Below are 24,991 nucleotides of genomic sequence, written 5' to 3' on the forward strand. Positions count from 1 at the left end.
GGCTAAAAATCTGGAATTATCATCACAAAGTCTGGAATTATGATAACGGGAGCTGAAATTTCGCTTTGAATAAGCCATTTTTTCGCTCAACATCACTAATGAATCTTACTTCCATCAAAAAAGCCCTAATTCCAAACTCGGAACTAGAGCTTTTTTCATATCAATTATGTTCTTTCTTCAAACTTATAATCGATAAGCTTGTCCTCTGAATGCATAACTCCGACTTTTACGAGATGCTTCCTATTCTTTTGATAAACCGTAAAATCAAACCAATCGGTGATGGTTCCATCAGGTGCTATTCGGCGTACATCGTATTGATAGTCGCTGATCCGGCTGTTCGGATACTCTTTTTTTGTTTCCTCCAGCGCAAGCTTGCCCCACTTGGCATAATCTTTTCTGCTTAAATTCGTATCAACGTTCAGTGGTGTATTTCTGTTTTGGGCATCGTACGTACCCATATTTTCTCTTTTCGGCATTGAAGTCTTTTTATCTTCTTTTTTCATACAGCCCACGGATAAAAAAAGAGCAAAAATAATCATAAAAATTGTTGCTTTCTGCTTCATTATAACTAAGCTCCTTCCATATATTTAATGTAAGTATTTATCAAATAGGTTTATTTATTCAGATAGAAGCAAAAGATGGAAGAAGATAGTAAACAAAGTGAATAATAAACAAATAAAACAAGCCACAAAATTTCCACAATTTATTTAATAAACCGTCCCGTAAGTCGTTGACATAGAAATGTCACTATTGTATTCTTACAAAGGGAATATGGTAAGGTTTACATTCTTGTCATTTCAAGGGTTTTTCATAAATTTTCTTGATGAAAATATTACCTATTTCCGAATTGGAAGGAGTCCGCCTTATGAGCAACGGGAAACGCCCCTATAAAGCAATGGCTTTAATGACTGGCATTCTTTCTCAGCTTGTTGGTTGTATTTTAATTGGACTTTTTGGAGGAAAATGGCTGGATGAAGCCATTGGTACGACTCCACTTTTCCTTATCATCGGGTTGTTTCTAGGTCTTGGAACAGGTGTTTTCGGAATGATCCGCTTAATATCGAAGTTTTCAGGGGACGGGCAATGATGAATGAGTACAAATCAGTTTTCTTTAGATACATAAAGTACACTTTGTATGTACTCTCAATTTTTTTCCTCGGTTATGCGTTAACGCCCTATAAGTCGATATTTTTAGGACTAGCTCTCGGTACTGTGTTCAGCCTCTATAACTTATGGAGTATGTATGCGAAGATCGAACGACTTGGACAAGCGGTTATCCAAAAAAGAAAAGTGAAGACGCTCGGTTCACTTTCCAGACTCATGCTCGCTGGGTTAGCGGTGCTCATCGCGATGAAATACCCAGAACATTTTCATTTATTAAGTGTGGTAATTGGATTGGTCTCAATCTACATTATCATGTTAATAGATTCACTAACTATTGCTATACGTACTCCAAAGGAAAAGAGGTGAACATAGATGGAACATGGTGCAGTTACAAAAGAATTTATCGGTTTGACATTTAACATGTCTAACGTACTGATGATCACAGTTTCATCCGTTATTGTTTTCCTTATTGCGGTACTGGCTACTCGAACTCTGTCAATGCGACCAGGTGGAATGCAAAACTTCCTTGAATGGGTAGTCGATTTCGTAAAAGGAATCATCAACAGCACAATGGACTGGCAAACAGGCGGACGTTTTCTTGCTTTAGGACTTACACTTATTATGTATATTTTTGTCGCCAACATGCTGGGATTACCTTTTGCAGTGGCAGTGGATGGAAACTTATGGTGGAAATCACCTACTGCAGACCCGACTATTACATTAACTCTAGCAGTTATGGTAGTGGTGCTTTCACACTATTACGGTGTGAAGATGAAGGGATTCAAAGAATATGGAGCAGAGTACTTCAAACCAATGAAGTTCTTATTCCCGCTAAAGATCATTGAAGAGTTTGCGAACACATTAACGCTGGGTCTTCGTCTTTACGGAAACATCTTTGCAGGCGAGATGCTTTTAGGGCTTCTAGTCGGCTTAACGAAAATCGGTATTTTTGCGGGCGTTCTTGGGATTTTCCCATTGATCGTTTGGCAAGGTTTCTCCGTTTTCGTAGGAGCAATCCAGGCATTTATCTTTACGATGCTGACAATGGTTTATCTGGCGCACAAAGTGAGCCACGATCATTAATCTTGGGAAATATCAAGTTTCTATATACATAGAAACGAATTTTCATAAAAATTTTTTGGGGAATCAGAAGGGAGAAATTTTATCATGAATCTTATTGCAGCTGCAATCGCGGTAGGTCTAGCGGCACTTGGTGCTGGTATCGGTAACGGTTTAATCGTAGGTCGTACAGTTGAGGGGATCGCTCGTCAACCAGAACTGCGTGGTACTCTTCAAACAACAATGTTCATCGGGGTTGCGTTAGTTGAAGCACTTCCAATCATCGGTGTAGTTATTGCGTTTATCGCACTTGGATCTAAATAATCATAATAAGCATTGTTTATTATGATTTCTATAATGGCGAAGCAAGTTTCCGTGTATGGGACTACCCTTCGCCATTCCTTATGTATGACGACTGAAAGGAGGAAATGCTGTGCAATTCTTAATTCTAGGTGCTGCTGCAGGTGAACACGCAGGCTTGAACACAGGTGATATCGTTTACCAGTTGGCTGCATTTTTAATCCTATTAGTATTGTTGCGCAAATTCGCTTGGGGCCCGTTGATGGGGATCATGAAGGAGCGCCAATCACATATCAGCAGTGAGATTGATGCGGCTGAAAACTCTCGTAAAGAAGCAAAACGCTATCTTGAAGAGCAAGTTGAAGAGTTGAAAAAGGCACGCGAAGAAGCAAAAGCAATTATCGATAATGCGAAAAAACAAGGCGAAGTTCAAGGTGAAGCAATTATTAAAGCATCACGTGAAGAATCTGAGCGTGTGAAGGAAAGTGCATTGGCTGAGATTGCTTCTGAAAAAGAAAAAGCGGTTGCTACACTTCGCACAGAAGTTGCTGCTTTATCCGTTAAGATCGCTTCTAAAGTGATTGCAAAAGAACTTGACGAGAACAGTCAAGAGAAGCTCATTAACGAATACCTTCAAGAGGTAGGCGAGTCTCGATGAGCAAAGATAAAGTAATCGTAGCAAAACGTTATGCATTAGCACTTTTTGATGTCGCTGGAGTTGCGAAACTCGAAGAAACAGTAGCAGAACTTCGCGTTGTGAAACATGTTTTAGAGAGCAACACAGACCTTCAGAAAGTTTTATCTCACCCTAAAGTTACGAAGGGTCAAAAGAAAGAATTGATCAAAGAGAGCATTGGGGCTGAACTTTCGACACCTGTAATGAACACGATCTTCTTAATGGTAGATCGCAACCGTTATCTGTTTATCACAGAAATGGCGGCACAGTTCATTGAATTAGCAAACGAGGCACAAGGCATTGCTGACGCACAAGTATACTCTGTTCGTCCTTTAACAGACGAAGAGCTATCAAGAATGGAGCAAACATTTGCTGCTAAAGTCGGTAAAAAAGCATTGCGCATTAATAATATTGTTGACCCTTCACTTGTTGGAGGCGTTAAGATCCGTATTGGTAACCGTATTTTTGACGGAAGTATCAGCGGAAAGTTGAATCGAATGGAACGTCAATTAGCTTCGCACGGAAGCTAGAAGGATAGGGGTGAAATTCATGAGCATTAAAGCTGAAGAAATCAGTGCTTTAATAAAAAAACAGATTGAGAACTATCAGTCTGAGATCGAAGTTAATGATGTGGGTACAGTTATCCAGGTCGGTGACGGTATTGCCCGTGCCCATGGATTAGATAACGTAATGGCTGGTGAGCTAGTTGAATTCTCTAACGGTGTAATGGGTATGGCCCAAAACCTTGAAGAAAACAACGTAGGTATCATCATTCTTGGGCCTTACCAAGAAATTCGTGAAGGTGACGAAGTAAAACGTACAGGACGCATCATGGAAGTTCCTGTAGGTGAAGAGCTTCTTGGCCGTGTAGTTAATCCTCTTGGACAGCCTATCGACGGCAAAGGTCCAATTGCTACTACTAAGACTCGCCCAATCGAGCAAAAAGCACCAGGCGTAATGGCGCGTAAATCCGTTCATGAGCCTTTGCAAACTGGTATTAAAGCGATTGACGCTCTTGTGCCAATCGGACGCGGACAACGTGAGCTTATCATCGGTGACCGTCAAACAGGTAAAACAGCTGTAGCGATCGATACGATCCTTAACCAAAAAGATCAAGATATGATCTGTATCTATGTAGCGATCGGACAAAAAGAATCAACAGTTGCTGGCGTTGTAGAAACACTTCGTTCACACGGAGCGCTTGATTACACAATCGTTGTATCAGCATCTGCTTCTCAACCTGCACCAATGTTGTTCCTTGCTCCATATGCTGGAGTATCTATGGCTGAAGAGTTCATGTGGAACGGCAAGCACGTTTTGATCATTTATGATGATCTTTCTAAGCAAGCTGCTGCATACCGTGAACTTTCCTTGCTGCTTCGTCGTCCTCCAGGCCGTGAAGCTTATCCAGGGGACGTATTCTACCTTCACTCACGTCTACTAGAGCGTGCAGCGAAGTTGAATGACGACTTAGGCGGCGGATCGATCACTGCGCTTCCGTTCATTGAAACGCAAGCATCTGACGTATCTGCTTATATCCCGACAAACGTTATCTCTATCACAGACGGACAGATTTTCTTACAATCTGACTTGTTCTTCTCCGGTGTTCGTCCGGCGATCAACGCAGGTATCTCCGTATCTCGTGTAGGGGGAGCAGCACAAATTAAAGCGATGAGTAAAGTATCTGGTACACTTCGTCTGGATCTTGCTTCATACCGTGAGCTTGAAGCATTTGCTCAATTCGGTTCTGACCTTGATAAAGCAACTCAAGCAAAACTTAACCGTGGTGCACGTACAGTAGAAGTACTTAAACAAGGACTTCACAAGCCGCTAAAAGTTGAACACCAAGTTGCAATTCTATTCGCATTGACTCGCGGTTACATTGATGATGTAGCTGTAGAAGATGTAAGCCGCTTTGAAGAAGCACTTTACGCACACATGGAAGCAAACTCTAAAGACGTTCTTGATGCAATCAAGACAAAAGGTAAACTTCCAGAAGACGACAGCCTAGACACAGCAATTCAAGCGTTCAAAAAGACATTCGCGTAAGTTTTTTATAAATAAACAACAGGTATGTTTCTTGCAAATTACTGCTTAGAACGTACAACCAGCTTGGAAATTAAGAGGGTGTTCAAAGAGAGGACAAACAGGGCGGAGAAGTTCGAGGCGGTGAAGTTTCGAGGATCGGATTTTAGTTAGCTAAATGAGAACCGGAGAAACAAAACCAACGAAGAAATTCGACAGCAATGTTTTCCGCATTCTTTGAACTTCCTTTACAAGGGTGGTGAAAATGAATGGCATTAAAAGATATAAAAGCAAGAATAGACTCAACCAAAAAGACCATGCAGATCACAAAAGCAATGGAGATGGTTTCAGCCGCAAAGCTAAACCGTGCTGAGCAAAATGCACGTTCTTTCGGCCCTTACGTGGATAAAATCCAGGAAGTGGTTGGAAGCATTGCATCTGGGAGCAACGCTAAACATTCCATGCTTTTAACACGACCGGTTAAGAAGACGGGTTACTTCGTCATTACAGCTGACCGTGGATTGGCAGGGGCTTATAACTCAAATATTTTGCGTCACGTTTACCGCACGATTCAAGAGCGTCACAAGTCACCTGACGAGTATGCATTGATCGTTGTAGGTAAAGTCGGTGTAAACTTTTTCAAAAGCCGTAAGATGTCTATATTGGACAGCATCACAGGTGTGGCAGATCAGCCATCTTTTGCTGAAATTAAGGCAATCGCATCGAAGGCAGTCGGTCTTTATGCGGACGGTACGTTTGATGAGCTTTACATGTATTACAACCATTATGTAAGTGCCATTCAGAGCGATCTGACGGAAAAGAAACTTTTACCGTTAACAGATATCGCTTCAGGAAAAAAATCAAGTTCTTCTTATGAGTATGAACCATCAGAGGATGAGATCCTCGAAGTGCTTCTTCCTCAATATGCAGAAAGCTTGATCTATGGTGCTTTACTGGATGCTAAAGCAGCCGAGCATGCTTCTCGTATGACAGCGATGAGAAATGCAACGGATAACGCTAATGAACTGATCGGCCAATTGAACCTTTCGTACAACCGTGAGCGTCAAGCAGCCATCACTCAGGAAATTACGGAAATCGTCGGCGGTGTAGCAGCACTTGAATAGACTTTTTAATAAAGTTTAAAAGTGCATCATGTGCAAAGTAAGATAGGAGGGAAACCGATGAATAAAGGCTATATTACTCAAATTCTTGGACCGGTCGTTGACGTAAAGTTTGAAGGCCAGCTTCCAGAATTGCTTAACGCTTTAACTGTTAGCGCTGAGGGTGTTGATTTGACACTAGAAGTAGCACTTCACCTTGGTGATAACATGGTTCGTACAATTGCAATGGATTCAACGGATGGTCTTGTTCGTGGAATGGAAATCGCAGACAGCGGTAAACCGATTTCTGTACCTGTAGGACAACCGACTCTTGGTCGTGTATTCAACGTAACAGGAGATCACATTGACCTTGGTGAAGCTGTACCGGCAGATGTTCGCCGCGACCCGATTCACCGTTCAGCACCTTCTTTTGAAGAACTAACAACAAAAACTGAGATTCTTGAAACAGGAATCAAGGTAGTTGACCTAATCGCTCCATACGTAAAAGGTGGTAAAATCGGTCTTTTCGGTGGTGCGGGTGTAGGTAAAACAGTTCTTATCCAAGAATTAATCAACAACATAGCTCAAGAACACGGCGGTATCTCTGTATTCGCTGGTGTTGGTGAACGTACTCGTGAAGGAAATGACCTTTACCACGAGATGAGCGACTCTGGTGTTATCGCAAAAACGGCAATGGTATTCGGACAAATGAACGAGCCTCCTGGAGCACGTGCACGTATCGCTCTTTCCGGTTTGACAATGGCTGAATTCTTCCGTGATGAAGAAGGACAAGACGTTCTTTTCTTCGTAGATAACATCTTCCGTTTCACGCAAGCAGGTTCTGAAGTATCTGCCCTTCTTGGCCGTATGCCATCAGCGGTAGGTTACCAGCCTACACTTGCAACAGAGATGGGTCAGCTTCAAGAGCGTATCACATCTACGAAAAAAGGTTCAGTAACTTCTATCCAAGCGATCTATGTACCTGCCGATGACTATACGGATCCGGCTCCAGCTACAGCGTTTGCTCACTTGGATGCAACGACTAACCTTGAGCGTAAATTAACAGCTATGGGTATCTATCCGGCGGTAGATCCATTGGCTTCAACTTCACGTGCACTATCTCCTGAAATCGTTGGAGAAGAGCATTACGAAGTAGCTCGTAAAGTACAGGCGACTTTACAGCGTTATAAAGAACTTCAAGATATTATCGCGATCCTTGGTATGGACGAGCTTTCTGAAGATGACAAGCTAGTTGTACACCGTGCGCGCCGTATCCAGTTCTTCTTATCTCAAAACTTCCACGTTGCAGAACAATTTACAGGACAAAAAGGTTCTTACGTTCCTGTTAAAGATACAGTTCGTGGATTCAAAGAAATCCTTGAAGGAAAATACGATGATCTTCCGGAATCAGCATTCCATCTCGTAGGCTCAATTGAGGATGCTCTTGAAAAAGCAAAAACTTTGGCCTAATGCCTGAAAGGGGTATACCCGAATGAAAACCATTCAAGTCAGTGTAGTAACCCCTGATGGTCCTGTGTTTGAAGGAAATGCGAAAATGGTCAGCGCGAAAGCAAAAAGTGGGGAACTTGGAATTCTTCCAGGTCATATCCCTCTTGTAGCTCCTTTAACGATCAGCGCCGTGCGTGTGCACGAGGTTGACGGGAAAACACAATACGTGGCCGTTAGCGGTGGATTTATTGAAGTGCGACCTGAAAAAGTTACAATTTTAGCAGAAGCTGCTGAAGTTGCTGGCGATATCGAGGTAGATCGTGCACGTGCAGCAAAAGAACGTGCCGAACAGCGTCTTGCAAGCAACAAACAAGGTGAGCTAGACTCAGTCCGTGCAGAGCTTGCACTACAACGTGCGGTAAACCGTATCGATGTAGCAGAAAAGCGTTAATTAAAAACCTTTCAGTTCTTAGAACTGAAAGGTTTTTTTTATGTTATACCAGGGGTGGAGGACCAGAAAGTTTTTTATAACCTGCTCTTATATTATCTCCAGCCGCCGCCGCTGCCGCTGATGCTGCCGCTGAAGAACCTCCAGCCGCAGCCGCTGCTGCCGCCGCCGCTGAAGAATCTCCAGCCGCCGCTGCTGCCGCTGCAGCTGCTGCAGCTGAACCATTATTAGAATATTGTTCCTCTTTATAACTCTTCGGCATAATAATCACCTCCTTTAAAAAAAGGGATAGAAAACTGCTTTCTATCTACGGATTAATAATATTCTGCCGTTGTTTTTATCAATCTTTTGTCTCCATTTAATTTTAAAGCCACTTTCTTTTAAATACTTCAGGGCGTCATCGAGTGGCATACCAACTGTAAGTTCATTATCTAAGAATCCAATAACACTTAGTGCCGAAATTTTATATTCTGTTGAATACATCTTTGTGAATGCTAATAAAACAGTGACATTATTAGAAAAATTCAATGTAAATCACCTCATTTAGAAGGTATACTCTATTAAATGCTTGTCCTATTAAGGATGTTTGTATCATTGTCACGTTTATAAAAAAAGGGCTCAAATATCAGTAAAAAACATGTAAAATTCAAATAGTTTCATTTTGAAGGCTGAATCGTAAAACCTGATAATTACATGAATGAAGACAGTAAACCTCAAAAATGATAGAGATAATAGAAAAGGGCTGCTCAAAAATACTTTTGAGTCAGCTTCATCTTTTATTTAAGGTTTTGCAAAAAGTAACAACCCCGTCTGCATTCTCTCCGAGTAGAGGATACTACTTGGAAGGTAAAACAACGTTCATTTCAAAGTAGGGGAAATCAAGATAATTAGCTATATCTTTATAAGCTATACTCGATTAAATGTTCTTCCTGGTATGTGTTAATATCAAATTATAAAAAAAGAGGCTATAAAAATGATTTGCTTGAAGACGCAGGAGCACACATGCTTCCACGAATACCGTACGCCCCGCGGAAAGCGAGCATCCTTTAACTGAGATCAATCACTTTCAAGAGCAACAATGGTTGCGAAAATAGCCAATCGAAAAGACAATGTTAAGGGAAGATAAGGAGTGAGCAAGATGAGCTTTCATGGACAATCGATACTGCCAGCTGCAAGAAAGATGAAAGATTTTGAAAAACTGCTTAAAAGCAAATATACATATATCGTTTGTCTAGACACGCACATTAGTCAGTTAAAATTTATGATCAGTATGGCAAACGAAAGAAATAAGAAGGTTTTAATTCATCTTGATCTGGTTAACGGCCTAAAAGCAAATGAATACGCAGTAGATTTTATAGCACAGGAAATGAAACCCGCAGGAATCATCTCAACCCGGTCGAACTGTATAATCCGGGCAAAAAGGAAGAACATGATTGCTATTCAACGTTTATTTTTACTCGATTCATTGGCACTGGAAACGAGTTACAAAGTAATAGAACGTGCTCAGCCAGATTATTTAGAGGTTTTGCCAGGCATTATGCCGGAAATAATCAAAGAGGTGAGGCAAAAGGCGGAAATTCCGATTATTGCTGGAGGACTCATTCGTACAAAGGAAAATGTTTCTGAAGCGCTTAATGCTGGAGCTGAAGCAGTAACCACATCAAATCCTCAGCTTTGGATTTAATGTTCTTCTAAAATAATTTGACAACGTTTACATCCTTGGTATAATGGAGACAAGTTCATAAACGTGACGGAGAACATGGAGATCCACAAGAGGTAACTTATAGCTAAACTATAGGTGTCTTTTGCTGGGTCTCTTTCTGTTTTTTTTGATCGCGTTTACAAATAAACTATACTACGAAAATATATTTCGTCTGGATATAAGGAGGAGAAGAGATGTCTGCATTTATGGGTGAATTAATCGGTACAATGATTTTAATCATATTTGGCGGCGGTGTTGTTGCAAACGTTTCATTGAGTAAATCTAAAGCTCATGGCGGAGGATGGATCGTTGTCGCTCTCGCATGGGGGCTTGCAGTTGCAATGGCCGTGTATGCAGTAGGTAAATTTAGCGGTGCACATCTTAACCCGGCAGTTACATTAGGACTGGCTGCTATCGGCGATTTTGCCTGGAGTGATGTTCCAAAATATATAATCGGACAAGTTATTGGCGGTATGCTCGGCGGAATGGTTGTTTATTTTCATTTCCTGCCGCATTGGAAGGCAACGGAAGATCCGGCGGTTAAGCTTGGTGTATTTTCAACAGACCCAGCGATTCCGCACACGTTTTCGAACTTGTTATCGGAATTTATAGGGACAGCCGTTTTATTAGTAGGAATCTTATCAATCGGAGCGAATAAATTCACAGAAGGGCTAAACCCATTGATCGTCGGATTCTTAGTTGTCGCAATCGGTCTATCACTTGGCGGGCCGACAGGGTATGCTATTAATCCTGCACGTGACCTTGGACCAAGAATTGCTCATTTTATCTTGCCGATTCCAGGAAAAGGCGGTTCAAACTGGACGTATTCTTGGATTCCAGTTGTCGGCCCAGTGCTTGGCGGAGTTTTTGGAGCGTTATTTTATCAAGCTGTATTCACAGGAAAAGTAACTTCGCTTTTTTGGATATGGACAGCTATTTCATTAGGAATTTTAGGAATGACTTTCATGTTAGGGAAAAAAGGAACGCATGCACTTCCACATGGAGATAGAATCGAAAACTAAAATACACGAGGAGGTTTTAGTATGGAGAAAAAATATATCATTGCACTCGATCAAGGAACGACCAGTTCAAGAGCTATACTATTTAACAAAGCAGGGGAAGTAGTTGAAATCTCCCAAAAAGAATTTACACAGCATTTTCCTAAGCCAGGCTGGGTCGAACACAATCCGCAAGAAATCTGGGGGACAATTTTGGCTGTGGTGGCAGAAGTCCTTTCAAAAACAGATACTGATCCGAAAGAAATTGCATCAATCGGAATAACCAACCAGCGCGAAACAACAGTAGTTTGGGATAAAAACACAGGAAAACCAGTCTACAATGCGATCGTATGGCAATCACGTCAAACTGCCGGGATCTGTGATGAATTGAAAGAGCAAGGGCACAACGACAAATTCCGTGAAAAAACAGGTTTGCTGATCGATGCTTATTTTTCAGGGACAAAAGTGAAATGGATTCTGGATAACGTAGATGGAGCAAGAGAAAAAGCGGAAAACGGTGATTTGCTATTTGGTACGATCGATACGTGGCTCATCTGGAAACTGACGGGCGGTAAGGCGCACGTAACAGACTATTCCAATGCATCCCGAACGTTAATGTACAATATTTACGACCTGAAATGGGATGAGGAGCTTCTAGATATTCTAGGTGTACCAAAATCCATGCTGCCAGAAGTAAAATCGTCTTCAGAAGTATACGGAGAAACGATTGACTACCATTTTTTCAACACAAACGTCCCGATTTCAGGAATCGCAGGAGACCAGCAAGCAGCATTATTCGGGCAGGCTTGCTATGAAAAGGGAATGGCGAAGAATACGTACGGAACAGGTTGTTTCATGCTCATGAATACAGGTGAAAAAGCGGTTCCTTCTAAACATGGACTGCTAACAACGATCGCATGGGGGATCGACGGGAAAGTAGAATATGCACTCGAAGGAAGTATTTTTGTAGCAGGTTCTGCGATTCAATGGCTTCGTGACGGATTACGAATGCTGAAAAACGCAGCAGACAGTGAACAGTATGCTGAACGCGTTTCATCAACTGATGGGGTATACGTTGTACCGGCGTTCGTTGGATTAGGAACACCATACTGGGATTCAGAAGCACGCGGTGCAATCTTCGGTTTAACACGGGGAACAGAGAAAGAACATTTCATTCGTGCGACACTGGAGTCATTAGCTTACCAGACGAAAGATGTACTAAAAGCGATGGAAGCTGATTCTGGCATCGAACTTAAAAAACTGCGAGTAGATGGCGGGGCTGTTAAAAATGATTTTCTTATGCAGTTCCAAGCCGATATTTTAAACGTTCCGGTTGAACGTCCTGAAATCAACGAAACGACAGCACTTGGAGCAGCTTACTTGGCAGGTCTAGCTGTAGGTTTCTGGGAAGATCGAAACGAAATTGCAGAAAAGTGGAAAGTGGACAAAGATTTCGACGTAAACATGGAAGAAGAGGAACGCAACGAGCTTTATAGCGGCTGGAAAAATGCTGTAGAAGCAACGATTTCATATAAAAAATAAAGAAAACTTGGCTGGCACCCAGCCTTTTTCCGCCAGTCTTAGCTGCACTTATACGATCTACTTTAACTCGTTTTTGCGTCGATCATCTCCCACTGCAAACAAGTTATGATTACTGATCGTGCAAAAGTAGGCAGAAACCTTGAAATAAACGGTAAGTGCGTTATACTAAATACAAGTTAATAACGGACCGGTTGGAGATTAGGAGAGACCACAAAACCTCGTACAATAATGCGGGGTTCTTGTGGTCTCTTTTGTTTTGTTTGCCCTAAGCAATTACGGGAAAACTATAAGTAGCTAATGATACTGATCGGTTTAAACAGATAAGGAGTGAAGAGAAAATGGCATCAGCATTTTCGACTTTTAAAAGACAGGAAACGATACAGAATTTGAAGCAGGAAAAGCTTGATCTGCTTGTAATCGGGGGCGGTGTTACAGGTGCTGGTATTTTGTTAGATGCACAAACGCGCGGGATGAAGACAGGACTTGTGGAGATGCAGGATTTTGCAGCAGGTACTTCTAGTCGTTCAACGAAACTTGTACATGGCGGATTGCGCTACTTAAAGCAGTTCGAAATCAAGCTCGTAGCAGAAGTGGGGAAAGAGCGTGCTGTTGTCTATGAAAATGCGCCACACGTAACAACACCAGAATGGATGCTTCTACCCATCTATAAAAATGGTACCTTCGGAAAGTTTTCCACCTCGATCGGTTTAAAAGTATATGATTTTTTAGCAGGCGTAAAACGAAAAGAACGCCGGAAAATGCTATCAGCTTCAGAAACATTAAAGCATGAGCCATTGCTTAAAAAGCGCGGTCTTTTAGGCGGCGGCTATTATGTAGAGTACAAAACAGATGATGCCCGATTAACGCTTGAAATTATGAAAGAAGCCGTTCACCAGGGTGCATCAGCTGTTAACTATACGAAAGTAACGGGCTTTATTTACGACGGTAAAAAAGTAATCGGGGCCAAAGTTCAAGATCAATTAACAGGTGAAAACCATGAGATATATGCGAAGAAAATCGTCAATGCGACAGGACCATGGGTTGACTTGCTTCGTGAAGAGGATCGTTCGAAAACAGGCAAAGAAATTCATCATACAAAAGGTATCCACCTTGTAATTGATGGTTCAAGATTCCCTCTAAAACAAGCGGTTTATTTTGATACAGAAGATGGCCGTATGGCGTTTGCGATCCCAAGAGCAGGCAAAACTTACGTAGGAACAACGGATACGGATTATAAGGGAGACCTTGCAAACCCTGGTATGACAGAGGAAGACTTAAATTATGTACTGGATGCGATCCACTTTATGTTCCCTGACGTAAAAATCACACGTGACGATGTGGAATCATCATGGTCAGGTTTGCGCCCGCTTATCCATGAACCGAAAAAGGGACCATCTGAGATTTCCAGAAAAGATGAAGTGTTCCATTCGCCGTCAGGATTGCTGACGATTGCAGGAGGCAAGCTTACAGGATACCGTAAAATGGCTGAAAAAGTAGTAGATATCGTTCGCGATCAGCTTCGTGAAGAAGAAAATGCTAAATTCCCCGACTGCCGAACAGAGCATATGGAATTGTCCGGTGGTAAAATTGGCGGCAGCGCAAACTTTGCTGACTTTTTCCTATCAAAAGTGCAAGAAGGCTTAGGTTTAGGATTGGAGGAAGCGAAGGCAAGCGAGCTTGTTCGGCGCTATGGAACAAACACTGATATCGTGTACGGATATTTAAAAGAGCGCGGAGGTGAAGCGAAAGCTTATAACATCCCGAAGAGTTTATATGCTTCACTTTTATACGCATTGGATTACGAAATGGCATCTACGCCTTCAGACTTTTTAATTCGCCGAATCTCTGCACTATATTTCGATATCGACACCGTTTACAAATGGAAAGAAGGCGTCATCAACTGTATGACAGACAAATTGAACTGGAATGAAGACCAAAAACGCGAACATTTAGAAGCATTTGAAGAACAATTGATACTGTCTATAGAAGCGATGAAAGCGTAAGCGTAAGAAGGAGAAGGGGAAAACCTGTAGAGATACAGGTTTTTTCTTTGGGATTATTTTGTTATTTCTCTTCATTGACAGGTAGATTGAAGTGAAAGGTGTGAGACTCCTGCGGGAGCAGCGTGACAGGTGAGACCCTGTAGGTGCAAAGCACATTGTGGCTCACCGCACGCCCCGCGGAAAGCGAGCATCCTGAAACGGAGATCTACTATTCCACTTTGTTGCACGACGTGTCGGATTTTGTCTGTTCGTGGTTAACTCGATTTTTACGTGGAATTATGGAAAATAACGTGGGTAAAAATCGTTTGACTGTGGATATATTGAAGATTACCGTGGATATGTTGCCCTTGAAGGGAAAAACAAAAGGATGTTCCCGCTCAAATTCGGGGAACATCCTTTTGTTTTAATAATCCGAAATGCGGAAATGGCTGGTACAGCCCCGACAAGCAAAAGGGGATGGGCTAAGAAGGCGCTTTTTGCCTTCAGGACCATATAACTTTTGACCTCGAGGGGCTAGACGTTGTAGCTAGACAAAGTAGATTTGTTTAAGTAGTCAGATGGATATTTTTCTAACAAATATTGAAGGAAAAGCATCATTTCATACGGAATTTCATCTATTGATTCAGCTTCTAAGTCTTTCATTTGATCCAATAAAGAAAAAAAGTGTTTTTTGTCCTCTTCAGCCGCAGATTTTTTAAAATAGCCCCAGATGTGCTCAAGTGTATTTACCGTCGCTTTTACGTTATATGGCTCATTTCTATATTTTACGATGAGATGCTGAATTTTTTTATAATCCTCATCACACAAAGCGTCCCGCATTTTGCTTTGAATGTCCTTATAAAAAGCATAACCCTTTGCCATAATGGCGTATTTCTCACTGGCCCATCGCAATTCGGTTTCTTTTTTCACAAGAAATCACTCCTTAAAGGCAGTTGTCTTACATATAAACATAAAGAGCAAGTGCGATCAATGAAATCACGATTAAAACTGCATAAATAGACGTCAGCCGTACGAGATTTTCTTTCGTAGAGCTGCTGTATTTCTCATCCTGCGTGCGGGAAATCAAGATTGTTCCCACTAAACCGCCTATTGAAATGACAACAATTAAAAAATAAGCAATCCACCATAAATTCATAAAGATCTCCCCTTACTTTTTTTCCTTTAATCATACTGCTGTTTTTGTAAATAAACCCATTTAGAATTTACAGGATTGTGAACTTTTCTGTAGAAAAATAAGGTAACAACCTTTTTATAGTGAATAGATTTAAAATAGGTTTCATCGACACAAAATTTGGAATTTGTTATAATTAAAGCGGTTTCACAATTTGAAAAATTCTGAGTTTTTATGGGGGTAGCCAGAATGGAACTTTATCATCTATATCAAAACAATTACCTCATCGTGGCCGTATTTCTTTTGTTAGGGATTCTTCTGCCGGTTGTTGCTTTGACAGCAGGTCGTTTATTGCGTCCTTATAAGCCGACGAAAGAAAAATACACCACTTACGAAAGCGGGATTGAACCTTTTCACCAAAGCTGGGTTCAGTTTAATGTCCGCTATTATTTGTTTGCACTGATGTTCGTGATCTTCGATGTTGAAACAGTATTTCTATATCCATGGGCTGTTGCCTATGACAAGCTTGGAATATTTGCACTCATGGAAATGGCAATCTTTGTTGTTCTATTAACGCTAGGACTCGTATACGCATGGAAAAAGAAGGTGCTTAAATGGACATAAAATGGGAACTGACAGCAGCAGAACGAGCTGAACTGGATCGCAACGTATTTATGGTCACACTCGAACAAGTGAAAGCGTGGGCACGCAGTAATTCATTATGGCCGCTGACGTTCGGTCTTGCTTGCTGTGCGATTGAGATGATGGGTACTGGATCCTCACATTATGATCTGGACCGTTTCGGCAGTATATTCCGGACATCTCCAAGGCAATCCGATGTGATGATCGTTTCGGGTACAGTAACGAAAAAAATGGCTCCTGTTCTTAAGCGTTTGTATGAGCAGATGCCAGAACCAAAATGGGTGATCGCAATGGGATCATGCGCGACAGCAGGTGGTCCTTACATAAAATCTTACGCGGTTGTAAAAGGGGTCGACCAGATCGTTCCTGTAGATGTTTATATTCCAGGATGTCCGCCGAACCCAGCCGCACTCATTTACGGAATCAATAAACTTCAAGAAAAAATTCGTTATGAAGCAAAGACCGGCAAGAAGGTGATGAGTGAATGACAAATGAGCGTGATGATCAAAACCCGATCGCAAATGACGGTTTATCAATAGAAGAGCAAAAAAAGAAAGCAGCCGCAGAAGCAAAAGCAAAGGCGCTCGAGCTCGCGAAACAGCGTAAGGCCGAAAAAGAGGCTGAGGCACAAGCGACAGCCTCCGCACCAGAACCAGAGCTAACAAAAGAAGAGCTGAAGAAAAAAGCAGCCGCAGAAGCAAAGGCAAAAGCACTCGAACTCGCCAAACAGCGTAAGGCCGAAAAAGAAGCTGAGGTACAAGCGACAGCATCAGAACCTGAGCTCACAAAAGAAGAGCTGAAGAAAAAAGCAGCCGCAGAAGCAAAAGCAAAAGCGCTCGAACTCGCAAAACAGCGTAAAGCGGAAAAAGAAGCCGAATCAATTTCACAGGCAGAAGCTCCATCAGAAGAAACAGATGATCTGGCGAAACAAAAGGCACTTGCCGCAGCTAAGGCGAAAGCCGCTGCAGCCGCAAAAGCAAAGGCCGCCGCAGCTGCCAAAGCAAAAATGCTCAGAGATGCAGGCGGAGTAGAACCTGTGCAAGAAGCAGGTGCAGGAGACGACGAAAAAGCAAAAGCTGCCGCTAAGGCGAAAGCTGCTGCAGCCGCAAAAGCAAAGGCCGCCGCTGCTGCTAAAGCAAAAGCGCTGAGAGAAGCAGGCGGAGCAGAAACTACAGATGCAGGCGGAGCAGGTGACGATGAAAAAGCGAAAGCCATTGCAGCAGCGAAAGCGAAAGCTGCCGCAGCCGCAAAAGCGCGTGCCGCTGCAAACGCAAAAACAGCCGCAGAAGAGCCTGCAGAACCAGAAAAACCATCACCTAATCAGCCAATCCTAGACACCTACGTAAAAGTCATCAAAGAGCAGCTCGGACCAGATGTTTTAGAGGATGCTTATATCAATAAGCTATCAAAAGATGTGCCGACACTAGTCGCGAAACCAGAGAGCTATTATAAAATAGCAGATCTTTTAAAAAACAATGAAAAGTTGCGTTTTGACTATCTTTCTGAAATGCACGGCACCGATTTTGAAACACATTTCGAAGTGTACAACCACCTTTATTCTTATGAAATTCGGCAGTCTGTCGCTTTAAAAGTGAAAATTGACAGAAACAGCGCCACTACCCATTCCATTACCCCGTTATGGGAGGGTGCAAACTGGCCAGAGCGCGAAACGTTTGATCTATTAGGAATCATCTTTGAAGGTCATCCGAATTTGACGCGCATTATGATGCCAGATGATTGGGTGGGCTATCCGCTCCGAAAAGATTATGAACCGCACGACGTGGAGGTGTAAAGTATGATCCGGACAGAAGAAATGCTCCTCAATGTAGGTCCACAGCACCCTAGTACACACGGTGTTTTCCGGATCGTACTCAAAATTGACGGAGAAACGATCATTGAAGCGACACCTGTAATCGGTTATTTGCACCGCGGAACAGAGAAAATAGCTGAAAACCTGCAATACACGCAGATTATTCCGTACACAGACCGGATGGATTATTTAGCTGCGATGACGAATAACTACGTGATCTGTCATGCTGTTGAAACGATGATGAGTCTTGAAATTCCGGAACGTGCAGAATTTTTGCGTGTCATCGTTATGGAACTTGGACGAATCGCGAGTCACCTTGTTTGGTTTGGTACATATTTGCTCGACATTGGTGCAATGAGCCCGTTTTTATACGCGTTTCGTGAACGTGAAGCCATCATTAATATGCTGAACGAAATTTGCGGTGCACGCCTGACATTCAATTACATGCGTGTCGGCGGCGTGAAATGGGATGCCCCAGAAGGATGGATCGAGAAGGTACGCGATTTTATTCCATATATGAGGGAAGAACTTGCGGGTTATCATGACCTCGTTACAGGAAATGAGATCTTCCTCAACCGTGTAAAAGGAATCGGCTATTATTCGAAGGAAGAGGCGCTGAATTATTCGCTTAGCGGCGCTAACTTAAGATGTACCGGAACACAATGGGATCTTCGAAAAGATGAGCCTTATTCGATTTATAACCGTTTTGATTTTGATGTTCCTGTCTTTCATACAGGAGATGCATGGGCGCGTTATCAGTGCCGTATGCAGGAGATTGAAGAGTCACTGAAAATTTTAGAACAAGCGGTAGAACAGTTTCCTGAAGAAGGACCAGTCATGGCGAAAGTGCCGCGTATCATCAAGCCTCCAAAAGGAGAGGCGTTCGTCAGAATCGAATCCCCTCGTGGAGAAATTGGCTGTTACATCGCTTCTGAAGGAAAGAAAGAGCCTTACCGCTTAAAGTTCCGCAGGCCGTCGTTTTATAACCTGCAGATCCTTCCAAAGCTTTTAGTCGGTGAAAACATATCCAACTTGATTACGATTTTAGGCGGAATTGACATTGTGCTCGGGGAGGTTGATGGCTGATGATGGAAGACCTTTTACACGCACAGCCTGGCTGGACGCACGTAGCCATCTTTTTCGCGCTTGGTGCCGCACTGTTAATGACGGTATTAGGATTTGTGACGTATGCTATCTTAGCAGAGCGGAAAGTGCTCGGGTTCATGCAGATGCGTACCGGACCAAACCGTGTTGGAGGAAAATACGCACTGCTTCAGACGGTTGCGGACGTATTTAAATTATTAATAAAAGAAGATACCATTCCGAAGCTTGCGGACCGTCCGCTCTTTATTTTGGCACCGGTACTCGCTTTTGCGCCTGCGTTCATGGTGCTTGCAACGATTCCTTTTTCAAAGAACATGCAGTTTGCCGATCTTGGTGTTGGTCTGCTGTATTATGTTGCGATCTCGGGGATATCAACAATCGGTATTTTAATGGGCGGTTGGGCTTCTAACAATAAGTATTCATTATTAGGCGGCATGCGTTCAGCGGCACAGATGATCTCATACGAAATTCCGCTTGTCATCTCGGTGATCGGTGTCATTTTATTTGCGGGCAGTCTGAACTTAAACGATATTGTGGAAGGACAGCAAAATATCGCCTATATCTTTTTAACACCGATCGGCTTTATTGTCTTTTTAATATCGTCGATCGCTGAATTGAACCGTACTCCGTTTGACTTGCCTGAAGCAGAATCAGAGCTTGTAGCGGGATACCATGTTGAATACTCCGGCTTCCGCTGGGCATTCTTCATGCTGACAGAGTACGTGTATCTGTTCGCGATGGCGTCACTGACGACTGTCTTGTTTTTAGGCGGCTGGAACCCGATTCCGTTTTTAGGTTTTATACCAGGTATGATCTGGTTCGGGTTAAAGTTCAGCATCGTCGTGTTTTTTATGATCTGGATCCGCGGAACAATGCCTCGTCTGCGAGCCGATCAACTGATGGGCTTCGCTTGGAAAGTGCTTCTGCCGCTTGCCCTGTTAAATATTTTTGTCAGTGCGGCTGTAAAAGAACTGTTTTTATAGATTACTCTTTTAAAATTTGTTTTTCAAAAAGGCTTTTCACTAAAAGAGTTTGGTTTCAAAACTTCATCGACAAGTTAATAGGAGCGGAAGGGCGAGACTCCTCGAAAATGAACATCGCATTTTCTTCGTGCGATGTATGGCTGTCGAAGCTTTCCTTGTCCTGCGGAATGAGTGGGCTCACCGCCCGCCCCACGGAAAGCGAGCAGCCTGGAACGGAGATCAACTTCTCTCATAGCTGCAAAGGAAGACCAAAGCAGAAGGAGCGTGATCAGAGAATGAAAGGTCTTGTAAAAGGATTAGGTTATACCGTTAAAAACCTGACGAAACAAAACGTCACAACAAGCTATCCGGATGTACCGATCAACATGCCAGACCGTTTTCGCGGCATTCAAAAGTTTTATCCGGAAAAATGCATCGTCTGTAACCAATGCGCACAGATCTGTCCGACAGACTGCATTCAGTTAACGGGCAAGCCGCATCCGGACCCGGCTAAAAAGGGAAAAATCATCGATACGTACGATATTAATTTCGAGATTTGTATTTTGTGCGACTTATGTACAGAGGTTTGTCCGACAGAAGCAATCGTCATGACCAACCAGTTCGAACTCGCTGAATACAGCCGTGATGAGCTGTTCAAAAATTTGGAGTGGCTTGACGAGAACGATGAAAACATTCGAAAGGAGAACAAAGCATGACCGGTGAAATGATTGCATTTTTCCTGCTCGCGCTTGCAGCCATTGCCGGCGGTGTTCTTCTCATTAATTTGACGAATGTTGTACACATGGTTGTTGCGCTAATTTTTACGTTTCTTGCGATCGCAGGAATTTATATTACATTGTCCGCTGAATTTGTTGGGGTCGTGCAGGTTCTGATCTATTCCGGCGCGATAACCATCCTAATGCTGTTTGGGATCATGCTCACAAAGCATCAGGAACAAGAAAAGAAAGTGCCGCGTTTAAAAGTGTGGCTGACTGCACTGACAATCGGACTTTTCTTCCTGATCATGTACGGGAAGATTAAAGATCTTGATTTTGGACAGCAAAATGTGGAGCTGCACGTGGATAATACGAAGAAAATCGGAGTGGAGCTCTATTCCCATTATGTGATTCCGTTTGAACTGACTTCCGTATTGCTTTTAGTGGCTCTGATCGGGGCTATTATTCTCGCAAAACGGGACAGCGACGATGAAAAGGAGGCAAAAAAATGAGCAGTGTTCCTTTGACAGCTTACTTGATGCTTGCCTTGATTTTATTCTGTATCGGTTTGTTCGGTGCACTCACGAAACGAAACGCGGTTATCGTTTTGATTTCGATCGAATTGATGCTGAATGCCGTTAATATTAATCTAGTAGCTTTTGCAAAATATTCTTTGTTCCCGGGATTAAAGGGACAAATTTTCGCTTTGTTTACCATAACGGTCGCGGCCGCTGAAGCAGCTGTCGGGCTGGCGATCTTAATTGCGCTCTACCGCAATAGACAGACGGTAAATGTGGACGAAATGGATACGATGAAGCGGTAGGAGAGGAGATGGCGATAAAATGTTGCAGATGAGTTGGCTTATACCGTTGTTCCCGCTTTTATCCTTCATTCTATTATTGCTTTTTAGAAGATCTGCGAAAGAAAGCACCGCGTGGATCGGCATTCTATTAACCGGACTTTCTCTCGTTATGTCGATCGGAATCTTTTTATCGGTTTGGCAGGGCGACGGGATAAAAGCAGAAGGAACTTGGTTTCAATTAGGAGAAAAAATGATAACGATGGGATATGAAGTGAATCCTCTTAACGCGCTCATGCTCGTCATCGTTTCACTTGTCAGTTTCCTCGTTCACGTCTATTCAAAAGGGTACATGCACGGAGACGAGCGTTTCCCTGTATTTTTCGCTTATTTAGGATTGTTTTCATTTGCAATGCTAGGGTTAGTCCTTTCTCCTAATCTATTGCAGCTATATATCTTTTGGGAGCTTGTTGGATTAGGATCATTTCTATTAATCGGGTTCTACTATTTCAAGCCAGAAGCGAAGGCTGCTGCTAAAAAGGCCTTTATCATGACGAGGATCGGTGACGTCGGTCTATTTATCGGGATGGTTTTGCTATATTGGCAGGTTGGCAGTTTCGAATACGACGAAATATTCGCTTCTGTAAAAAATGGAGAAATCGCACAAAACATGCTGACATTAACAGCGATCTGTATTTTTGTAGGAGCGATTGGGAAATCCGGTCAGCTGCCGCTTCATACATGGCTGCCTGACGCAATGGAAGGTCCAACCCCTGTTTCCGCACTCATACATGCGGCGACGATGGTAGCAGCAGGAGTGTACTTAGTCGCAACGATGTACCCATTATTTCAAGCTTCAGCAACAGCGCTGACCGTTGTAGCGGTTGTGGGCGGGGTTACAGCGATATTTGCAGCTTCAATCGGTCTCATGCAAAAAAACATTAAACGCGTTCTGGCTTATTCCACTGTGAGTCAGTTAGGCTATATGATGCTTTCACTTGGTGCATCAGGCTATGTAGCAGGCGTTTTCCACTTAACGACACATGCTTTCTTTAAAGCGCTGCTGTTCTTAGCGGCAGGCAGTGTTATACATGCTGTACATACACAAAACATTGAGGAAATGGGCGGGCTTTGGAAAAGACTGAAATTGACAGGACCTCTCTTTTTGATCGGGGCACTCGCGATTTCAGGAGTACCGCTTTTATCAGGATTTTTCAGTAAGGATGAAATATTAGCGAGCACATATGCAGATGGCAAGTATGGACTGTTTTGGCTGGCGGTTATCGCAGCATTCATGACGGCTTTCTATATGTTCCGCTTGTTCTTCCTTGTTTTTATTGGGAAACCGCGTTCAACAGAAAATTCGAACATGGAAAATGTTCACGAATCACCAAGTGTCATGACGTTTCCGATGATCGTGCTCGGCATACTTGCCATTTTAACAGGCTACTTGAATACAACATGGTTCGGAACCTTTTTGACAGATTACTTGGCGAGGGGTCCAGTCGACCTTTCACACGCTGAACATCATGCACCTGTCTGGATCCCATTTGTGGCAACGGGCGTGGCTCTTTTAGGTATTTTGCTCGCTTATTTGATCTATCAAAAGAAAACGATCTCCAGAGATTGGTTTACGCGAGTACTGCCGAGTCTTTCAGACGTTGTATATAACAAATGGTACGTGGATGAAAGCTATGATCAAACCGTTGTAAAGGGAACGCGAGGACTCAGCAAACTCGGTGTTCTTTTCGACCGTTTTGTTGTTGAAGGTCTTGTTTCGGCCGTAACTGCTGGCGTTCGGTCTTTGAGCAAAATTGGCTCACGCATTCAGGATGGTCAAGTTCAATCTTATGGAACTTTTGCAATCTTTGGCATCGTCCTTTTATTGCTGATCGTGGCATTGACAGGGGGGTACTTCTCATGAATACATGGCTGTTAACAATTTTGATTTTCTCCCCTTTATTAGGTGTACTCGTTCTTTTATTCGTACCTTCAAGCGATGAGAAATCGATCAAAACGATCGGCGTATTAGGGACACTGTTTGTACTTGGTACGGCATTGGTAACTTTATCGGCATTCGACATAAAAGGTGCTGACCTTCAGCTGACAGAGACGTACCGCTGGATTTCGTATGAAGTGTTTCAGTCAAAAGGGGAAGTGAGCTATCCGATTTTGTATGAAGTCGGGATTAATGGGCTTTCAATGGTGCTCATTCTTTTGACAGCGGTCGTAAGTTTGCTCGCGGCTATCGCTTCATTTTCAATCAAGCAAAACTGGAAAAGCTATTTCATTTTGTTTTTCATTTTAGAAGTCGGGATGCTTGGGGTATTTGCGTCTCAAAACTTATTTTTATTCTTCATTTTCTTTGAACTCACGCTGATTCCGATGTTTTTCCTGATCGGCCGCTGGGGCTATTTAGAAAAAGAAAAAGCAGCATACAGCTTTTTAATTTATAACGGAATAGGATCTGCGATTTTATTGATCGTTTTCGTGGTTCTGTTTATGAAGACGGGTACGATGAATTTTGATAAGCTGGCAGAAACGTTAGCATTGCCTCAAGCTCAGCTGGATCAAATGTTTATAACAAAGTCGTTCAAAATGGGAATTCTGATCGCGTTGTTGGTCGCATTTGCAGTTAAGCTGCCCGTTGCTCCGTTACATAGCTGGATGGTGCGTGTGCACGTTCAAGCACCGCCTGCAATCGTAATGATCCACTCTGGAATCCTTTTAAAAATCGGGGCATACGGATTGATCAGGTTTGGGGCAGGGATGTTTCCGAAAGAGTTTCATTCGTTAGCCTTTGTCATCGGGCTGTTTGGCGTCATCAACTTGCTTTACGGCGCTTTTTTAGCGATTACACAAACAGACATCAAACGAGTTCTCGCATATTCTTCTGTCTCGCACATGGGAATCGTGCTGATCGGACTTGCGGCATTAAATGATGCTGGTGTAACCGGAGCGGTTTTTCAAGTGGTCTCACACGGTCTCATTTCTGCGCTTCTGTTTTTCTTAGTTGGTGCTTTATATGAGCGGGCTGGAACGTCTGAGATAAACGCGTTTGGCGGTATGGCGAAAAACATGCCGATCCTGGCAGGTGTTCTTTTAGCAGGAGGTCTCGCCTCATTAGGTTTGCCTGGAATGAGCGGCTTTATCAGTGAATTCATGGCCTTTTTAGGATTGTTTGATAAGATGCCGATCTTGGCTGCTGTCGGAACGCTAGGTCTCATTTTGACAGCTGTATATGTGTTGAGGGCGGTTTTGGCAATCACGTTCGGAACAGAAAAAGAGCAGCAATCCAAGTTTGCTGATTTATCTTCTGCAGAGCGGATTTCGGCCTTTGTTTTACTCGCGGCTATCCTTTTTATCGGAATCTATCCGGCTTGGCTAAGCGACATGCTCCGTCCAGCATTGGATGCTATTCTGCTAGGGTTAGGGGGCTAA

General features: G+C 42.9%; 29 protein-coding genes. 24 read left to right on the plus strand and 5 right to left on the minus strand.

The features are described from left to right. Positions 1-164: 164 nt before the first annotated feature. Positions 165-563 carry a DUF3889 domain-containing protein gene (locus RGB74_RS01205; protein ID WP_310761170.1) on the minus strand — a complete coding sequence of 133 codons (399 nt, stop codon included), beginning with the start codon at positions 561-563 and terminating at the stop codon, positions 165-167. 302 nt (positions 564-865) lie between these two features. Here RGB74_RS01205 and RGB74_RS01210 point away from each other — a divergent pair, with 302 nt between their 5' ends. The 10 genes from RGB74_RS01210 (at position 866) to RGB74_RS01255 (ending at position 8,164) form a co-directional block, all read left to right on the plus strand. Beyond that, positions 866-1,087 (plus strand): AtpZ/AtpI family protein, encoded by a 222-nt coding sequence (locus RGB74_RS01210; RefSeq protein ID WP_310761171.1) that lies wholly within the window; start codon positions 866-868, stop codon positions 1,085-1,087. After that, positions 1,084-1,470 carry an ATP synthase subunit I gene (locus RGB74_RS01215; RefSeq protein ID WP_310761172.1) on the plus strand — a complete coding sequence of 129 codons (387 nt, stop codon included), beginning with the start codon at positions 1,084-1,086 and terminating at the stop codon, positions 1,468-1,470. The genes RGB74_RS01210 and RGB74_RS01215 overlap by 4 nt, the downstream gene beginning before the upstream one ends. 6 nt (positions 1,471-1,476) lie before the next feature. Continuing rightward, positions 1,477-2,187: a F0F1 ATP synthase subunit A gene (gene atpB, locus RGB74_RS01220; RefSeq protein ID WP_310761173.1), complete on the plus strand. Its 711-nt coding sequence runs from the start codon at positions 1,477-1,479 to the stop codon at positions 2,185-2,187. An 84-nt stretch (positions 2,188-2,271) separates the two neighbouring features. Then, complete coding sequence (atpE, locus tag RGB74_RS01225) at positions 2,272-2,487, plus strand: F0F1 ATP synthase subunit C (protein WP_310259005.1); 216 nt, start codon at positions 2,272-2,274, stop codon at positions 2,485-2,487. Between the two features lie 109 nt (positions 2,488-2,596). Next, complete coding sequence (gene atpF / locus RGB74_RS01230; protein WP_310761174.1) at positions 2,597-3,121, plus strand: F0F1 ATP synthase subunit B; 525 nt, start codon at positions 2,597-2,599, stop codon at positions 3,119-3,121. After that, positions 3,118-3,669 (plus strand): F0F1 ATP synthase subunit delta, encoded by a 552-nt coding sequence (locus RGB74_RS01235; protein WP_310761175.1) that lies wholly within the window; start codon positions 3,118-3,120, stop codon positions 3,667-3,669. The genes atpF and RGB74_RS01235 overlap by 4 nt, the downstream gene beginning before the upstream one ends. A 19-nt stretch (positions 3,670-3,688) precedes the next feature. Then, the gene (gene atpA / locus RGB74_RS01240; protein ID WP_310761176.1) at positions 3,689-5,188 is read left to right on the plus strand and encodes a F0F1 ATP synthase subunit alpha; all 1,500 of its coding nucleotides are present in this window, start codon (positions 3,689-3,691) and stop codon (positions 5,186-5,188) included. Between the two features lie 245 nt (positions 5,189-5,433). After that, on the plus strand, positions 5,434-6,288 hold the full coding sequence (gene atpG, locus RGB74_RS01245; protein ID WP_310761177.1) for an ATP synthase F1 subunit gamma: 855 nt from the start codon (positions 5,434-5,436) through the stop codon (positions 6,286-6,288). Positions 6,289-6,345: 57 nt separating this feature from the next. Next, on the plus strand, positions 6,346-7,734 hold the full coding sequence (gene atpD, locus RGB74_RS01250) for a F0F1 ATP synthase subunit beta (protein ID WP_310761178.1): 1,389 nt from the start codon (positions 6,346-6,348) through the stop codon (positions 7,732-7,734). A 22-nt stretch (positions 7,735-7,756) separates the two neighbouring features. After that, the gene (locus RGB74_RS01255) at positions 7,757-8,164 is read left to right on the plus strand and encodes a F0F1 ATP synthase subunit epsilon (protein WP_310761179.1); all 408 of its coding nucleotides are present in this window, start codon (positions 7,757-7,759) and stop codon (positions 8,162-8,164) included. 43 nt (positions 8,165-8,207) lie between these two features. Here the strand turns inward: RGB74_RS01255 and RGB74_RS01260 are convergent, their stop codons facing one another. Next, positions 8,208-8,423, minus strand: a complete 216-nt coding sequence (locus RGB74_RS01260) for a hypothetical protein (protein ID WP_310761180.1) — start codon at positions 8,421-8,423, stop codon at positions 8,208-8,210. Between the two features lie 41 nt (positions 8,424-8,464). Next, entirely contained in the window at positions 8,465-8,689 is a 225-nt protein-coding gene (locus tag RGB74_RS01265; RefSeq protein ID WP_310761181.1) for a PASTA domain-containing protein, read from the minus strand. Positions 8,690-9,299: 610 nt separating this feature from the next. On the opposite strand from RGB74_RS01265, the gene RGB74_RS01270 reads away from it, so the two are divergent. The 4 genes from RGB74_RS01270 (at position 9,300) to RGB74_RS01285 (ending at position 14,406) form a co-directional block, all read left to right on the plus strand. After that, positions 9,300-9,845 (plus strand): glycerol-3-phosphate responsive antiterminator, encoded by a 546-nt coding sequence (locus RGB74_RS01270; RefSeq protein WP_310761182.1) that lies wholly within the window; start codon positions 9,300-9,302, stop codon positions 9,843-9,845. 212 nt (positions 9,846-10,057) lie between these two features. After that, the gene (locus RGB74_RS01275; RefSeq protein WP_310761183.1) at positions 10,058-10,885 is read left to right on the plus strand and encodes an MIP/aquaporin family protein; all 828 of its coding nucleotides are present in this window, start codon (positions 10,058-10,060) and stop codon (positions 10,883-10,885) included. A 21-nt stretch (positions 10,886-10,906) separates the two neighbouring features. Next, positions 10,907-12,403 carry a glycerol kinase GlpK gene (glpK, locus tag RGB74_RS01280; protein WP_310761184.1) on the plus strand — a complete coding sequence of 499 codons (1,497 nt, stop codon included), beginning with the start codon at positions 10,907-10,909 and terminating at the stop codon, positions 12,401-12,403. A 338-nt stretch (positions 12,404-12,741) separates the two neighbouring features. Continuing rightward, positions 12,742-14,406 (plus strand): glycerol-3-phosphate dehydrogenase/oxidase, encoded by a 1,665-nt coding sequence (locus RGB74_RS01285; RefSeq protein WP_310761185.1) that lies wholly within the window; start codon positions 12,742-12,744, stop codon positions 14,404-14,406. A 513-nt stretch (positions 14,407-14,919) separates the two neighbouring features. Here RGB74_RS01285 and RGB74_RS01290 read toward each other — a convergent pair. Both RGB74_RS01290 and RGB74_RS01295 read right to left on the minus strand, forming a co-directional pair. Further along, positions 14,920-15,315 (minus strand): DUF1722 domain-containing protein, encoded by a 396-nt coding sequence (locus tag RGB74_RS01290; RefSeq protein ID WP_310761186.1) that lies wholly within the window; start codon positions 15,313-15,315, stop codon positions 14,920-14,922. 28 nt (positions 15,316-15,343) lie between these two features. Further along, a complete protein-coding gene (locus RGB74_RS01295) occupies positions 15,344-15,541 on the minus strand; it encodes a hypothetical protein (RefSeq protein WP_310258993.1) in 198 nt (65 codons plus the stop codon). A 225-nt stretch (positions 15,542-15,766) separates the two neighbouring features. On the opposite strand from RGB74_RS01295, the gene RGB74_RS01300 reads away from it, so the two are divergent. The 10 genes from RGB74_RS01300 (at position 15,767) to RGB74_RS01345 (ending at position 24,991) form a co-directional block, all read left to right on the plus strand. Then, the gene (locus RGB74_RS01300; protein WP_310761187.1) at positions 15,767-16,141 is read left to right on the plus strand and encodes an NADH-quinone oxidoreductase subunit A; all 375 of its coding nucleotides are present in this window, start codon (positions 15,767-15,769) and stop codon (positions 16,139-16,141) included. Continuing rightward, on the plus strand, positions 16,132-16,647 hold the full coding sequence (locus RGB74_RS01305; protein ID WP_310761188.1) for a NuoB/complex I 20 kDa subunit family protein: 516 nt from the start codon (positions 16,132-16,134) through the stop codon (positions 16,645-16,647). The genes RGB74_RS01300 and RGB74_RS01305 overlap by 10 nt, the downstream gene beginning before the upstream one ends. Beyond that, positions 16,644-17,951, plus strand: a complete 1,308-nt coding sequence (locus tag RGB74_RS01310) for an NADH-quinone oxidoreductase subunit C (RefSeq protein WP_310761189.1) — start codon at positions 16,644-16,646, stop codon at positions 17,949-17,951. The genes RGB74_RS01305 and RGB74_RS01310 overlap by 4 nt, the downstream gene beginning before the upstream one ends. Before the next feature lie 3 nt (positions 17,952-17,954). Then, the gene (locus RGB74_RS01315) at positions 17,955-19,055 is read left to right on the plus strand and encodes an NADH-quinone oxidoreductase subunit D (RefSeq protein ID WP_310761190.1); all 1,101 of its coding nucleotides are present in this window, start codon (positions 17,955-17,957) and stop codon (positions 19,053-19,055) included. Next, positions 19,055-20,056: an NADH-quinone oxidoreductase subunit NuoH gene (gene nuoH, locus RGB74_RS01320; protein WP_310761191.1), complete on the plus strand. Its 1,002-nt coding sequence runs from the start codon at positions 19,055-19,057 to the stop codon at positions 20,054-20,056. Before RGB74_RS01315 ends, nuoH begins: the two co-directional genes overlap by 1 nt. A gap of 275 nt (positions 20,057-20,331) precedes the next feature. Next, on the plus strand, positions 20,332-20,751 hold the full coding sequence (gene nuoI / locus RGB74_RS01325) for an NADH-quinone oxidoreductase subunit NuoI (RefSeq protein ID WP_310761192.1): 420 nt from the start codon (positions 20,332-20,334) through the stop codon (positions 20,749-20,751). Continuing rightward, on the plus strand, positions 20,748-21,263 hold the full coding sequence (locus tag RGB74_RS01330) for an NADH-quinone oxidoreductase subunit J (RefSeq protein WP_310761193.1): 516 nt from the start codon (positions 20,748-20,750) through the stop codon (positions 21,261-21,263). The genes nuoI and RGB74_RS01330 overlap by 4 nt, the downstream gene beginning before the upstream one ends. Continuing rightward, positions 21,260-21,574 carry an NADH-quinone oxidoreductase subunit NuoK gene (gene nuoK / locus RGB74_RS01335; RefSeq protein ID WP_310258985.1) on the plus strand — a complete coding sequence of 105 codons (315 nt, stop codon included), beginning with the start codon at positions 21,260-21,262 and terminating at the stop codon, positions 21,572-21,574. Before RGB74_RS01330 ends, nuoK begins: the two co-directional genes overlap by 4 nt. A gap of 19 nt (positions 21,575-21,593) precedes the next feature. Continuing rightward, complete coding sequence (gene nuoL, locus RGB74_RS01340; protein WP_310761194.1) at positions 21,594-23,474, plus strand: NADH-quinone oxidoreductase subunit L; 1,881 nt, start codon at positions 21,594-21,596, stop codon at positions 23,472-23,474. Continuing rightward, entirely contained in the window at positions 23,471-24,991 is a 1,521-nt protein-coding gene (locus RGB74_RS01345) for a complex I subunit 4 family protein (protein ID WP_310761195.1), read from the plus strand. The genes nuoL and RGB74_RS01345 overlap by 4 nt, the downstream gene beginning before the upstream one ends.

The organism is Bacillus sp. NEB1478, from assembly GCF_031582965.1.
Classification (GTDB): Bacteria; Bacillota; Bacilli; order Bacillales; family Fictibacillaceae; genus Fictibacillus.

What these genes read in the sequence shown, in the direction of transcription:
- RGB74_RS01205 (WP_310761170.1), bottom strand. Translation starts at nt 563, where the DNA reads ATGAAGCAGAAAGCAACAATTTTTATGATTATTTTTGCTCTTTTTTTA.
- RGB74_RS01210 (WP_310761171.1), top strand. Translation starts at nt 866, where the DNA reads ATGAGCAACGGGAAACGCCCCTATAAAGCAATGGCTTTAATGACTGGC.
- RGB74_RS01215 (WP_310761172.1), top strand. Translation starts at nt 1,084, where the DNA reads ATGATGAATGAGTACAAATCAGTTTTCTTTAGATACATAAAGTACACT.
- atpB (WP_310761173.1), top strand. Translation starts at nt 1,477, where the DNA reads ATGGAACATGGTGCAGTTACAAAAGAATTTATCGGTTTGACATTTAAC.
- atpE (WP_310259005.1), top strand. Translation starts at nt 2,272, where the DNA reads ATGAATCTTATTGCAGCTGCAATCGCGGTAGGTCTAGCGGCACTTGGT.
- RGB74_RS01235 (WP_310761175.1), top strand. Translation starts at nt 3,118, where the DNA reads ATGAGCAAAGATAAAGTAATCGTAGCAAAACGTTATGCATTAGCACTT.
- atpA (WP_310761176.1), top strand. Translation starts at nt 3,689, where the DNA reads ATGAGCATTAAAGCTGAAGAAATCAGTGCTTTAATAAAAAAACAGATT.
- atpG (WP_310761177.1), top strand. Translation starts at nt 5,434, where the DNA reads ATGGCATTAAAAGATATAAAAGCAAGAATAGACTCAACCAAAAAGACC.
- atpD (WP_310761178.1), top strand. Translation starts at nt 6,346, where the DNA reads ATGAATAAAGGCTATATTACTCAAATTCTTGGACCGGTCGTTGACGTA.
- RGB74_RS01255 (WP_310761179.1), top strand. Translation starts at nt 7,757, where the DNA reads ATGAAAACCATTCAAGTCAGTGTAGTAACCCCTGATGGTCCTGTGTTT.
- RGB74_RS01260 (WP_310761180.1), bottom strand. Translation starts at nt 8,423, where the DNA reads ATGCCGAAGAGTTATAAAGAGGAACAATATTCTAATAATGGTTCAGCT.
- RGB74_RS01270 (WP_310761182.1), top strand. Translation starts at nt 9,300, where the DNA reads ATGAGCTTTCATGGACAATCGATACTGCCAGCTGCAAGAAAGATGAAA.
- RGB74_RS01275 (WP_310761183.1), top strand. Translation starts at nt 10,058, where the DNA reads ATGTCTGCATTTATGGGTGAATTAATCGGTACAATGATTTTAATCATA.
- glpK (WP_310761184.1), top strand. Translation starts at nt 10,907, where the DNA reads ATGGAGAAAAAATATATCATTGCACTCGATCAAGGAACGACCAGTTCA.
- RGB74_RS01285 (WP_310761185.1), top strand. Translation starts at nt 12,742, where the DNA reads ATGGCATCAGCATTTTCGACTTTTAAAAGACAGGAAACGATACAGAAT.
- RGB74_RS01295 (WP_310258993.1), bottom strand. Translation starts at nt 15,541, where the DNA reads ATGAATTTATGGTGGATTGCTTATTTTTTAATTGTTGTCATTTCAATA.
- RGB74_RS01300 (WP_310761187.1), top strand. Translation starts at nt 15,767, where the DNA reads ATGGAACTTTATCATCTATATCAAAACAATTACCTCATCGTGGCCGTA.
- RGB74_RS01305 (WP_310761188.1), top strand. Translation starts at nt 16,132, where the DNA reads ATGGACATAAAATGGGAACTGACAGCAGCAGAACGAGCTGAACTGGAT.
- RGB74_RS01310 (WP_310761189.1), top strand. Translation starts at nt 16,644, where the DNA reads ATGACAAATGAGCGTGATGATCAAAACCCGATCGCAAATGACGGTTTA.
- RGB74_RS01315 (WP_310761190.1), top strand. Translation starts at nt 17,955, where the DNA reads ATGATCCGGACAGAAGAAATGCTCCTCAATGTAGGTCCACAGCACCCT.
- nuoH (WP_310761191.1), top strand. Translation starts at nt 19,055, where the DNA reads ATGATGGAAGACCTTTTACACGCACAGCCTGGCTGGACGCACGTAGCC.
- nuoI (WP_310761192.1), top strand. Translation starts at nt 20,332, where the DNA reads ATGAAAGGTCTTGTAAAAGGATTAGGTTATACCGTTAAAAACCTGACG.
- RGB74_RS01330 (WP_310761193.1), top strand. Translation starts at nt 20,748, where the DNA reads ATGACCGGTGAAATGATTGCATTTTTCCTGCTCGCGCTTGCAGCCATT.
- nuoK (WP_310258985.1), top strand. Translation starts at nt 21,260, where the DNA reads ATGAGCAGTGTTCCTTTGACAGCTTACTTGATGCTTGCCTTGATTTTA.
- nuoL (WP_310761194.1), top strand. Translation starts at nt 21,594, where the DNA reads ATGTTGCAGATGAGTTGGCTTATACCGTTGTTCCCGCTTTTATCCTTC.
- RGB74_RS01345 (WP_310761195.1), top strand. Translation starts at nt 23,471, where the DNA reads ATGAATACATGGCTGTTAACAATTTTGATTTTCTCCCCTTTATTAGGT.